Consider the following 12,037-nt stretch of genomic DNA (forward strand, 5'->3'; position numbering starts at 1 on the left):
CCAAAAATTTTCAGTTTTTAAAAATACCCCTGACATATTTTGACATATGCCCCCGCTACTTTTGGTGCATTGATAATCCTAAAACATACAACATCATGACCAATGCAATCAACTGGTTTGAAATTCCAGTAAAAAAATTCGAAAGGGCCAAAGACTTTTATTCCTCCATTTTGGATATTGAGATCAAAGAAGTACCTATGCCCCAGATGAAATATGGGGTTTTTCCGTATGACTCGGACAATAACAAAACGGGAGGAGCCCTAATGCAAATGGAGGGTGCGGAACCTTCTATCAACGGGGTTACCGTTTACTTAGATGGTGGCCATGATTTGGCCCTTCCCCTTTCCAAGGTAGAAAAAGCGGGAGGTAAAATTATGATTCCTAAAACGGACATAGGCGAAAACGGCTATATCGCCCATTTTATGGATACCGAAGGCAATAAGGTAGCCCTGCACTCTTGGAATTAACCATAAGATTTAGGTCATTTGAATACAACCCCCGTTCAAATGACCTTCTCTTTACGGTAGTTTGTTACCTTTACCTAGCATGTCTCAGTTAAGCCGCCTCATCAATATCCTTACCCTTTTAAAATCACGTAGGGTGCTTACCGCCACGGAACTGTCCAAACGGTATGATGTTAGCATTCGTACTGTTTACAGGGATATTCAAAAATTGATTGCTTCGGGTGTCCCCGTAGTTACTTTGGAGGGCAAGGGCTATACGCTTATGGACGGTTATACCGTGGCCCCGGTTCAGTTTACGGAAAAACAGGCCAACGCCTTGATAACGGCCCACCACTTGGTCAATAAGAGTAAGGATGCTTCCTTTGTCAAGGATTTTGAAGAGGCCCTTATCAAGATCAAATCGGTTTTTCGTTCTTCGGTATTGGAGAAAAGTGAAATACTCCATTCCAAAATCCATGTTTTTGAACCACAACAAGAAAATCTGGCCTCCAATTCCCTTTCAGAACTGCAACTGGCCATTACCAACCTCAACTATGTGGAAATCAATTATCGCAAGGCCAATGACACCCATATTTCGTTCAGAAAAATAGAACCTTATGTGTTTTTCTCTACCGAAAACAAATGGATATTGCTCGCCTGGTGCCATTTAAGAAATGAATACAGGGCCTTTAGGGTAGATCGCATTCAGCACTTTAAGATACTTTCCGAAAAATTTGTAGACCGTAAATTCAACATTCAAGACTATTTTGCCGCCCAGGCCTATGCATACAAAAAACGGAACCCTACCGAAACCTGATTTCCTTTCAGGTCAAAAATAAAGCGAATCCTTCCCTTTTTAATCGTTAACTTTCTGGGACTTAAAATCTAAAAGTTATGGAATCGAATTATAGAAAAATTTACTCCGGAAACCGTTTTACCGTTCAGCGAATAGAAGAGAAACTGGAAGAAATAGGAATCAAGGCCGTTTTAAAGGATGAATCCGAATCTGCCAGACTTGCCGGTTTTGCTGCCAATGTAGGTGGTGAACTGGAAGTACATGTTCACGAAGACCAATTTGAACAGGCCATGATGGTGGTAAGGGCCATTAAAGCCCAGCAGGAAGATTGACATTATCTTGGTCAAAATATTGAATTGTCTATATAGAAATCCCTATTTTTATCGGCTAGCAGTATTAAAACCAAACTTTTATAATGAAATTCAATTCTCGACTCAACTATTTTTTACCCCTTTCCCTGCTTTTAATCAGCCTTGCTTCGTGCGACAACAAACCTCAAAAACCCAAGGAAACCCCTTTGGTCATTAGGGAAGATTCACTTACCGAAGTCTCTAGGGCCCAAGAAATCAGGGAAGGAATTACGCCAACGATTGCGGACGGATTGGAACTGAGCCTCTGGGCATCCGATTCTTTGGCCCCAGACCCCATCGCCATGCAAATGGACAAATACGGAAGGGTCTACCTTACCCGTACCAACCGACAAAAAAATTCGGAATTTGATATTAGAGGCTACCGCGATTGGATGACACCTTCCATTTCTTGGGAAACCCCGGAAGACCGTAGAGCGTTCTTGCACGAAACCTTCGCCCCTGAAAAAAGCGAAGAGAATGAGTGGTTGAAAGATTTGAACGGGGATGGTAGCCATGACTGGAAAGATTTGGCCGTGGAAAAGGATGAAGTCTGGATGCTGGAAGATAGTAACAAGAATGGGGTGGCCGATAAAGCGACCCGAATTCTGGAAGACTTTCACGATGAGATTACCGATGTTGCCGGAGCCCTTTTGGTACGTGACGAAGATGTTTTTGTGGGAATCGGGCCTGATATGTGGCGATTGACCGATACCAATGATGATTTGGTGCTGGATGAAAAGACCTCCATTGCCAACGGTTTTGCCGTGCATATTGGTTTTGGTGGTCACGGTATGTCCGGAGCGGTGGAAGGTCCGGACGGGAAAATTTACTGGGGTATTGGCGATATTGGCGCCAATATTACTACGGTAGATGGTGAAAAGCACAAATATCCCAACCAAGGGGTCATTGTAAGGTCCAACCCTGACGGAAGCAATTTTGAAGTGTTTGCCAGGGGACTAAGAAACACCCATGAGTTTGTTTTTGATGCCTACGGAAATATCATTTCTGCGGACAACGATGGCGACCACGCCGGTGAAAGCGAGCGTCTGGTACACATTGTAGAAGGTTCCGATGCCGGTTGGAGGGCCAACTGGCAATATGGTAAGTATACGGATGACAAAAACAATGGCTACAATGTTTGGATGGATGAAAAACTGTTTGTCCCCCGTTGGGAAGACCAAGCGGCGCACATCATCCCTCCTATCCAAAATTTTCATAACGGACCTACGGGCATGTTGTACAACCCGGGTACGGCCTTGGGCAAAAACTGGCAGGACAAATTTTTCCTGGTAGAATTTGTGGGCAATCCGGACCGTTCTCATATCTGGGCGTTTGACCTGCAACCAAAAGGAGCGTCTTTTGAGCTAAAAAGCGATGAAAGCATCCTGAGCGGTGTATTACCTACGGGAATTCAGTTTGGGCCTGACGGAGCCCTGTACCTGGCCGATTGGATTACGGGCTGGGGTACCAAAAACTACGGCCGTGTATGGAAATTGGACGTAACCGATGAAAAAGACGATTTGGAGGCGCAACGCAAGGAAACGGAGCGCTTGATGACCTTGGACTATGCCGAACAATCTGAAGCGGAACTACAACAATTACTTTCGTATGAAGATATGCGCATTCGTAAGCGCGCCCAATTTCAGTTGGTAAAAAATGGGAATAAGGGCTTCGAAACCTTAAAGGAAACGGCGCAGAACGGTACGAATCAATTCGCCAGAATCCATGCCATTTGGGGAATTGGCCAATTGGCAGCAGAGGATGCCGGGAAGGCCGCTGTTCTTCGCGAACTCTTGGGCGATAGCGATGCGGAAATCATTGCACAATCCCTAAAAGTATTGGGTGATGTAAAGGATACGGAAGCAGCCAGCACGTACATTTCACTTTTAAAGAACAACAACCCTCGGGTACAATTTTTTGCGGCCCAGGCTTTGGGAAGAATACAGCATGAAGCCGCTATTCAGCCTTTGTTGAATATGATTGCGGAAAATGATGACGAGGACGTTTACATTAGGCATGCCGGGGTATTGGCATTGACCCGAATTGGCAAGGCGGCCCCCATGGTTGCTTTGGCAGGGAACGAAGACCGTAGCTTACGCATTGCAGCCGTTTTGGTCTTGCGAAGATTACAGGATGCACAGGTACAGGAATTTTTGAACGATGAGGACGAATTTGTAGTAACGGAAGCTGCCCGTGCTATTAATGACGATTGGTCCATTGAGGCGGCATTGCCGGCCTTGGCCAATATGTTGACCTCTGAAAAATTTGTATCGGAGCCCTTACAGAGAAGGGCGATCAACGCTGCTTTACGCGTGGGTGGTGACAAGGAATTGGAAAACCTTCTGGCCTTTGCCAAAAGGCAGGATGTTCCCAATGTGTTGCGGGGCGAGGCTTTGGCAGCTATCGGTACTTGGGCGGAACCATCGGTGTTGGACCGTGTAGATGGCCGTTACCGTGGGGAAGTGAAGCGCGACCTAGAGGGTGTAAAAACCAAGGTGGAAAAAGAAATTCCAGCTTTTATAGAGGACAGGGACCCAGAAATCTTGATCGGTATCAGCAAAACGTTGGCCAATTTGGGTATCGATAGCCAGAATGACCGACTGTATCAAATCATGAAAAGGCACAACGCGCCCGAGGTACGCGCTACCATTTTAAAGGCCTTGGGAGACCTCAAATACAATGATATTGCCGGTGCCATGCAATTGGGCATGAAGGACAAGGAAGCATCGGTACGTACCACCGCTTTGGGCCTAATTCCGCAATTGGAAATTTCCAAAGAGCAATTACCCAACGTGGTCAACCCTATTTTTAGAAGTGGTTCGGTACGGGAGCAACAGCGTATGTTAGGTGTTCTTGGGGAACTTCCTATTGAAAAAAGTGGTGATGTCCTCGCGGGATTAATCGCGGATGCCAAAACCAACAAATTGAATGAAAGTGTGATTCTGGACTTGGTGGAAGCAGTGGAAGCCACCGATTCCGAACCATTGATTGCCCAATTGGAAGAAATTAAGGGCGATGGCAATTCCGTAGAGGCCTATAAAGAAACCTTGGTGGGCGGTAACCGTAGAAATGGCAACCGTGTCTTCAACAACAATCCTACGGCCCAATGTACCCGTTGCCATGCCGTTGGTGGTGCCGGTGGTACGGTAGGTCCACCGTTGGAAAACATAGGGAACATCCTTACGAGGGAACAAATTTTGGAATCGTTGATCGAACCTTCTGCTCGTTTGGCACCGGGTTACGGTAGTGTTTCCTTGACTTTAAAGGACGGACAGGAAGTCAACGGAATTTTGGAAGCGGAAAATGAGCACGAGCTGATTTTGAGAACGAACCAAGCGGAACCACTTGAAGTTCCTGTTTCCAGAATTGCGAAACGACAAAATATGCCTTCTGCCATGCCGGCCATGGGCAAACTGATTACCAAAAGAGAGTTACGAGATCTTATAGAATTCCTAGCAGGATTAAAACAAGAGCCTACTTCATAAAGTGCTTGCTTCTTGCTTGGCCAAATTGAATTCAGACATCAGATCGGTTACAATACGTGCAGCCGGTTTGATGTCATGAATCAAGGCCGATACCTGACCTATTTCCAATTCCCCATCGTCCATATTGCCTTCAAACATGCCCAATTTGGCACGCCCGCGACCTAACAGGTTTTTTAACTCTTCTACCGAAGCCCCTTTGGCATAAGCGGCCTGCACTTCCTCATAAAACTTGTTCTTGATCAAACGCACGGGCGCCAGTTCCTTTAAGGTCAATTGGGTGGCCCCTTCCCCAGCCTCCACTACTTTTTGCTTAAAAGAAGCATGGGAAGAAGCTTCCTCACTGGCCACAAAGCGGGTACCCACCTGTACCCCATCGGCACCTAAAATCATGGCGGCCAACATGGCGCGACCCGTAGCAATCCCTCCGGCAGCGATTAGGGGAATGTCTATTTTTTCCTTTACGGCGGGAATCAAGGCCAGCGTGGTGGTCTCGTCCCTACCATTATGGCCTCCGGCTTCGAAACCTTCGGCTACAATCGCATCTACCCCAGCTTCTTGGGCCTTGAGGGCAAATTTTACACTGCTCACCACATGCACGACGGTAATGTCTTTTTCCTGCAGCTGGGCCGTCCATGTTTTGGGATTTCCGGCAGAGGTAAACACAATTTTGACTCCGTTGTCAATGATAATGTCCATCAATTTGTCGATATCCGGATAGAGCATAGGCACGTTCACCCCAAAGGGCTTTTCGGTCGATTTTTGACATTTTTGAATTTGCTCGCGCAATACTTCGGGGTACATGCTTCCCGCTCCTAAAACGCCCAGACCACCAGCATTGGAAACGGCTGAGGCCAATCGCCAACCACTGGCCCAAACCATTCCGGCCTGTATGATGGGGTATTGGATATTAAATAGTTGGGTGATTTTATTCGGCATGGGTAAAATTTTATTTACGTCAAAATACTTGTCAGGTCGAGCGGAGCCGTGAATTGTCAGGTCGAGCGGAGTCGAGACCTTATTCAAACTCACAACTTCAAAACACCTCTCGACTGCGCTCGAGGGGACACCAATCTGTTCAGGGAAATTACAAAATAACTAAATAGTCCTAATGTCCAAAAATGGTCAGGTCGAGCGGAGCAGAGGATTGTCAGGTCGAGCGCAGTCGAGACCTCATTAAAACTCACAATTTCAAAACACCTCTCGACTGCGCTCGAGGGGACACCAATCAGTTCTGGAAAATTACAAAATAACTGAACAAACCTGATGTCCAAAAATTGTCAGGTCGGGTGGAATCTTGAATTGTCAGGTCGAGCGGAGTCGAGACCTCCTCAAAATGGGTAAAAAACAATACCTCTCGACTGCGCTCGAGGCGACACCAATCTGTTCAGGGAAACTACAAAATAACTAAATAGTCCTAATGTCCAAAAATGGTCAGGTCAGGCGGTGCCGTGAATTGTCAGGTCGAGCGGAGTCGAGACCTCCTCAGATTGGGGAACAATAAATACCTCTCGACTGCGCTCGAGGGGACACAATTGCACCTTACGCTATCACGCCCGAACCCAAAAGCTCATCGCCTTGGTACCAAGCCACAAATTGCCCTTCAGTGATGGCGGATTGCTTTTCCTCAAAATCAACGTAGAGTCCGCCCTCAATTTTGTACAAGGTCGCTTTTTGCAAAGGCTGACGGTAGCGAATGCGGGCCATTACTTCCATATGTTCGTCAGGTTGCAAGGCCAAATCGGTACGTACCCAATGCAGTTCATCGTCGGAAACAAAAAGCGTTTTTCGGTACAGCCCCGGGTGGGCCTTGCCCTGTCCCGTATAGATCACGTTTTCTTCCACATCGGTCTCGATGACAAACAGCGGTTCTTTGGTACCGCCTACATCCAAACCTTTGCGCTGGCCTTTGGTAAAATAGTGCGCGCCTTGATGCTCGCCCACCACTTGGCCGTCTTCTACATGATAGACCGGTTTGCTGGCGTTGAAGGCCAATTCTTCTTCCTTAGAGGCAAAAACGGGTACTTCTTGGCGGTATTGGTCTACCGTGGAAGGCACCTCAACAATCACCCCTTTTTTAGGTTTCAATTTTTGTTGTAAAAACTCCGGAAGGCGCACTTTCCCGATAAAACACAAACCTTGGGAATCTTTTTTATCTGCCGTGATCAAATTGTTCTCTGCGGCAATTTTACGTACCTCCGGTTTGGTAAGTTCGCCAATGGGAAACAAGGTTTTGGACAATTGTTCTTGTGACAGTTGGCAAAGAAAGTACGACTGGTCTTTGTTGCCATCTACGCCCGCCAATAGACTATATATTTCCTTTCCGTTAGCATCCACGGACGTGGCCTTGCGGCAATAGTGGCCGGTAGCCACATAATCGGCACCCAATTGCAAGGCGATCTTTAAAAAGACATCAAATTTTATTTCGCGATTACAGAGCACATCAGGGTTGGGGGTTCTGCCCTTTTCATACTCGGCGAACATATAATCTACAATACGCTCTTTGTATTGCTCACTTAGGTCTACGGTCTGAAAGGGAATGCCCAACTTCTCGGCCACGATCAAGGCATCGTTGCTATCTTCTAACCAGGGGCATTCTTCAGAAATGGTCACGGAATCATCGTGCCAGTTCTTCATAAACAGGCCAATGACCTCATAGCCCTGCTCTTTTAACAGATAGGCCGTTACGCTAGAATCTACCCCGCCGGAAAGCCCTACCACTACCTTTTTCATTGCGTTTTATTTAGCGTACAAAATTAAGGATTCTTGTGGAATTTTGGGTGAATGTTGGAATGGGTTGTAATGGAGAAAAGTAATAAGGAAATTAATTGAGCAATATCATTTCAATAACTAGGTAAAAAATCTATTTTACAATTTCATGAGTTAATTTTATATCTTTTATTTCATAAACGTTGCTTTTAAAGCATTCCAATTTTTTGGGGTTAAAAATTGCAATATTGTACCCTTCTGAATTTAATGAACTTTGGTATTCAACACCATCAAATCCTAAAGATTTAATAAATTCGGATATATATTGAGTAGGAATATAATCTAAAAGTTTGTCACGTTTTCTAATTGGTAAGGAAAGCTCCTTCTGCAATGTTTGAATAAAAGGAATATATATTAGATAATTTTCTATTTCCTCAAATTCTGACCAATAAATTGGGTCGTCTTTTGGATTTCGAAGGTTTAATATTTTGATATCGTCTGTAAGTTTGAATTCACCAACTGTAACATAATCAAACAGTGATGCTCTAGTTTCATACATTGACGTTTCAAGACTATCAGCAACATATAAGTATGAAATTCCTTTTGGGTTTGCTCTTCCACTAGAGGCAAGTTCAATTGGTGGATTTCCCATCTTTTCACAAGGAAAACCATTTTTATCTGAAACTCGACACCTAAAAAAGATTCTACCTTTTTTAATTTCTTTATAAAAACTTTCGTGAAGAAAGTAAGTCTTTAATTTATCAAGATTAATTGTATTTTGAATATGGTAACGATTAACAAATTTGATTTCTTCTTTAAAATTATCCCAAACGTCATTTAAGTTGTCAGATTCTGCTTCCAATAACTCCTTATTTTGAAAAGAAACATTAGTTTCAAGAAGTTTCATTAAGCTTTGTTCTTCATCTTGAAATATTGATTTCAGAAGATTCGATGGTATTCTTACGTTTTCTGTAAAAAGTCCAAAATCCTTTTGTAATGATTCAATTAAAGATGTATTTGAGTTTTCGTCTGGTATATACAAAGAGAGTATGGCTCTAAATTGGTCAGGAAGCTCTCTTGCTAAATAGATTGAAGTATTTTCAGTTTCACAAAAATCACAAGTTCCAACTCTATCATCAGCATTTATTATACTAATCAAGTATGAACTTGTAAAACAATTAGCACAACAATTCATAATTAAATATTGTTGATTACTAGTTCAATGTGATTTATTATAGATAGTTTTTTTAATGTGCCTAGTCCTGGAAAATGACCTCTTTGTTGTAAGTCTCTAAACACATTTATAGCTGAAGTATTTAGATTATTTTGGTCACACCAAATAACTAATTTGCTAATTGCTTCTGAAAATTTACCGCCAATATCTGAAACATCTTCATTCGAATCAGAAACAAAATGTTTTACTTTAATTCTGTCATTATCTAAATAACTTAAATGAATAGCAACAGCTCTAGGTAAGAATCCAGATTCAGAATAGGTGTCTCCAATTGTGAGGAAATCTGAAAAACCTACAAAACCGTCTTGTTGATAAAACCTGTACTCATTCGAAAAATCACTCTCTTGGTTTAAATAGTCTGCATTTCTTGATAATTCTTCAAAGTAGTCGTCTAGACTTACTAAAGTCGATTGGTCAAATTCACGATAATATCTTCGACTTGTTTTCGAAAAGTATATTAAATTGTATGTGATATTTAGCTCATTATGCAATAATTGAATATTCTGATTGCTTATTTCAGTTTTATGAATTAATGTTATTCCGTTGTATTCTAATTCCAATCCATTCAAAAAGTCAATTAGAGGCTGAATGTTTCTTTCAGTTTCTGGGTGAATAATAACTGCTAATTGATAATTAGTATAACCATTAGATAGAGCAGAGCTGATAATTTGTATAATCTCATCATATTGATTTTTTAAGTCTCCAACTCTTGGATTGATGATAATATTGAAATTAGCATTTCGGTTAGCCAATTCACCAAGTGTAGAACTCAAAGTACTAGATGGTTTTACAGGCTCAATTACAGGTGAAATCTTATCTAAATCATCTGGAAATAGAGTGCATAACTCTCTTAGTGCAATTAATTCAAATTGCTTTCCTCTTAAATATGGGAAATACATATTTTGCTATTTTTATTAAGAAATGAGTTTAATTCCTCATATTCATTTTCGGTAAAATCCAATGTATAACAAATATGTTTTAAGCTTTCAGGAATAGATTCTTCTTTGATTATTTTGGGATTAGATATATTTCTTGCTTTAAGCTTATTTATTACCAGTTTTTGAAAAATTGAAATCTCAATTTCTTTAGCAAGCTTTAAACATTCTCTAAAAATCAATGTATTTGAGACTTCTGGTATAAACTTGAAATGCTCTTTGATTAATTCAAGATATTCTTGCTTTCTCAAGGTCTTAAATAAAATCTCGTGGTTTAAAGTTGATAAGTTATTTTCAGCCTCGTTTACAATTTTTAAAGCATTTCTAGAAGTTAACTCAATTATGCCAATTGAAGAATTACCATAAAGTTCAATTAGTTTTTTTATGTGTTTTGAACTAGTAACTATATAAACTTTATCTGCAAATTTGCAATAATCTAAAACTTGCTTATCTAATTTTTCAAGATTATCAAGCTCTGTTTTTATTTCATAAACTCTTGCTTCTCCATTTAACAAAACAAAATCAGCAATTGACTTGCCAATATTGAACTCGTTTAAGGCAATTGTGTTTCTTAAACTATACTTTTTGAGAAGTAATTTGTTTGTAAGTATATTTTTATAGACGTATTCGTTTTTATAATTTTTTAAAAGTGATTTGTAAATAAAATTAATTACTTCTAGGTTGGTAGTGGAGTCTGTAACTTTAGTATATCTTTTTATCTTATAAAATGTTGAATAGCAATCACCTTTTCGCACAATCTTTTTAAAATTAGCTGGCGAAATAATTTGTGATAAACTACGAATCTTACTTATTTCGGTCGTTATTTCCATTCAAAAACAAAGTTACAAATTAAAATTTCGAAGTTCTATGTAACAGAATTAGCAAAATGATCTTGTTTTCTATTCGATATGATGGGGGAGGGTTTAATCAAAAATGATTACAGTCTAAATATAGCTAAAATCTTACTGTTAAGCATGTTTACTTATCCACTTTTACTTAAAAACGAGCCTTTACCAGCAACTTACGTTTGGGGGTAACTGTGGGCGGTGTTTGAAGGGGGTAATCAAGGGGTTGTTTAAGGGGTTGTTTAAGGGTGGCCCATTGCTGGGCGTAGTTAATTATTCATTTTTTTCCTCAACTCCACAGGTCATTTTGTAATATTCTATAAACCTAGGTAAATTCCGCAGAGTTAATTTGTCTTCCTCCAAGTCCAGTTGAATATCAGGACAGTTTTCAATTATAGGCCTAGCTTTCTTTAAAAAACGTTTGTTCTTTTCGCTTTTATAAAGTATCGAATCTCCCTGTTTTAAAAGATAGTAACTTAATGTTGGGCTAATTCCAGAGGCACTTCCGTAACTCAGATTGTAATAGTATGAGTACCTTATTGGCAATGCTATTTTCTTACCATTTGGCAATTCTAAAGTATCAGAACTTTTGAGTCTATTAAAATGTCCAGTGCGATTGTCAAATCTTGCTTGAGCCATCATTTCAGGTATGCTTTGTCTGTCAAAATCCGAGTAAAAAAGTTCATCGGCATCAGATAAGGAGATGTAGATGCTTAAAAAGTCCTGGTAAATTAATTCGGTGAAAATTTTGAATTTACTGTAGTTGTGATTTAGGTATTGAAAAGTCCGTTCGTTTTCTGTATACGGATTGGTTATAATTTTTTCGACTAACTCATAGTCAATTTTACTTTCTTTGTCGCCTTCCTTTTCTTTAAACCTAAGTTTGAAGACGGAACTAGCCAATCTTAAAAATCCGTCTTTTGAACTCCCTTCCTTGAATACAATTTTACTTTTAATGAATGGGGTTATTCTTAGTTCGAAATCTTGGGAGTGAAGATTTGAAAAGCATATAACTACGAACAATAATGATAGTTTTTTCTTCACAAATTTTTGGTCTAATTACACACAACGCAGGGCTATGTGTAGTCGTGCGTTTGATTTTTGATTATAGTACCGACAAGGTACATAAAAAAGAAAAACATGAAGAGCGCAGCATATGGCATACCCGCCAGAACGGTTTTATCGGGCTGGTAGGGGTTGATCCGTACAGTTATGATCGAGGGTCCCTTTAGGTGACCGAGCG

The 12,037-nt window shown here is 41.0% G+C and carries 10 protein-coding genes; 4 read left to right on the plus strand and 6 right to left on the minus strand.

Going from position 1 to position 12,037, the window contains the following annotated elements; all coding sequences use genetic code 11:
* Positions 1-95 precede the first annotated feature (95 nt).
* The 4 genes from IL355_RS12225 to IL355_RS12240 all read left to right on the plus strand — a co-directional run bounded on the left by IL355_RS12225 (position 96) and on the right by IL355_RS12240 (position 5,074).
* The gene (locus IL355_RS12225; protein WP_192462399.1) at positions 96-467 is read left to right on the plus strand and encodes a VOC family protein; all 372 of its coding nucleotides are present in this window, start codon (positions 96-98) and stop codon (positions 465-467) included.
* A gap of 79 nt (positions 468-546) precedes the next feature.
* On the plus strand, positions 547-1,260 hold the full coding sequence (locus tag IL355_RS12230; RefSeq protein WP_192462400.1) for a helix-turn-helix transcriptional regulator: 714 nt from the start codon (positions 547-549) through the stop codon (positions 1,258-1,260).
* A gap of 77 nt (positions 1,261-1,337) precedes the next feature.
* Complete coding sequence (locus tag IL355_RS12235; RefSeq protein ID WP_192462401.1) at positions 1,338-1,571, plus strand: putative signal transducing protein; 234 nt, start codon at positions 1,338-1,340, stop codon at positions 1,569-1,571.
* An 83-nt stretch (positions 1,572-1,654) separates the two neighbouring features.
* Complete coding sequence (locus IL355_RS12240; RefSeq protein WP_192462402.1) at positions 1,655-5,074, plus strand: DUF7133 domain-containing protein; 3,420 nt, start codon at positions 1,655-1,657, stop codon at positions 5,072-5,074.
* Here the strand turns inward: IL355_RS12240 and IL355_RS12245 are convergent.
* From IL355_RS12245 to IL355_RS12270, 6 genes are all read right to left on the minus strand, one after another.
* Positions 5,069-6,010 carry an NAD(P)H-dependent flavin oxidoreductase gene (locus IL355_RS12245; protein WP_192462403.1) on the minus strand — a complete coding sequence of 314 codons (942 nt, stop codon included), beginning with the start codon at positions 6,008-6,010 and terminating at the stop codon, positions 5,069-5,071. The two genes, IL355_RS12240 and IL355_RS12245, sit on opposite strands and share 6 nt — an antisense overlap.
* A 603-nt stretch (positions 6,011-6,613) precedes the next feature.
* Complete coding sequence (mnmA, locus tag IL355_RS12250) at positions 6,614-7,804, minus strand: tRNA 2-thiouridine(34) synthase MnmA (RefSeq protein ID WP_192462404.1); 1,191 nt, start codon at positions 7,802-7,804, stop codon at positions 6,614-6,616.
* A gap of 130 nt (positions 7,805-7,934) precedes the next feature.
* Positions 7,935-8,939, minus strand: coding sequence for an RES family NAD+ phosphorylase (locus IL355_RS12255; protein WP_192462405.1), 1,005 nt, complete (start codon positions 8,937-8,939; stop codon positions 7,935-7,937).
* Between the two features lie 38 nt (positions 8,940-8,977).
* The gene (locus tag IL355_RS12260) at positions 8,978-9,913 is read right to left on the minus strand and encodes a sce7725 family protein (protein WP_192462406.1); all 936 of its coding nucleotides are present in this window, start codon (positions 9,911-9,913) and stop codon (positions 8,978-8,980) included.
* A complete protein-coding gene (locus IL355_RS12265) occupies positions 9,895-10,779 on the minus strand; it encodes a sce7726 family protein (RefSeq protein WP_192462407.1) in 885 nt (294 codons plus the stop codon). The genes IL355_RS12260 and IL355_RS12265 overlap by 19 nt, the downstream gene beginning before the upstream one ends.
* 288 nt (positions 10,780-11,067) lie before the next feature.
* Positions 11,068-11,838, minus strand: a complete 771-nt coding sequence (locus IL355_RS12270) for a hypothetical protein (protein WP_192462408.1) — start codon at positions 11,836-11,838, stop codon at positions 11,068-11,070.
* Between the last annotated feature and the right edge of the window lie 199 nt (positions 11,839-12,037).

Origin of the sequence: Euzebyella saccharophila, from assembly GCF_014855495.1 — a bacterium.
Classification (GTDB): domain Bacteria; phylum Bacteroidota; class Bacteroidia; order Flavobacteriales; family Flavobacteriaceae; genus Euzebyella; species Euzebyella saccharophila.

Bases quoted from the DNA above. Each gene is read 5' to 3' on its own strand.
- IL355_RS12245 (WP_192462403.1), bottom strand. From the start codon at position 6,010: ATGCCGAATAAAATCACCCAACTATTTAATATCCAATACCCCATCATA.
- IL355_RS12225 (WP_192462399.1), top strand. From the start codon at position 96: ATGACCAATGCAATCAACTGGTTTGAAATTCCAGTAAAAAAATTCGAA.
- IL355_RS12265 (WP_192462407.1), bottom strand. From the start codon at position 10,779: ATGGAAATAACGACCGAAATAAGTAAGATTCGTAGTTTATCACAAATT.
- IL355_RS12260 (WP_192462406.1), bottom strand. From the start codon at position 9,913: ATGTATTTCCCATATTTAAGAGGAAAGCAATTTGAATTAATTGCACTA.
- IL355_RS12240 (WP_192462402.1), top strand. From the start codon at position 1,655: ATGAAATTCAATTCTCGACTCAACTATTTTTTACCCCTTTCCCTGCTT.
- IL355_RS12235 (WP_192462401.1), top strand. From the start codon at position 1,338: ATGGAATCGAATTATAGAAAAATTTACTCCGGAAACCGTTTTACCGTT.
- IL355_RS12230 (WP_192462400.1), top strand. From the start codon at position 547: ATGTCTCAGTTAAGCCGCCTCATCAATATCCTTACCCTTTTAAAATCA.
- mnmA (WP_192462404.1), bottom strand. From the start codon at position 7,804: ATGAAAAAGGTAGTGGTAGGGCTTTCCGGCGGGGTAGATTCTAGCGTA.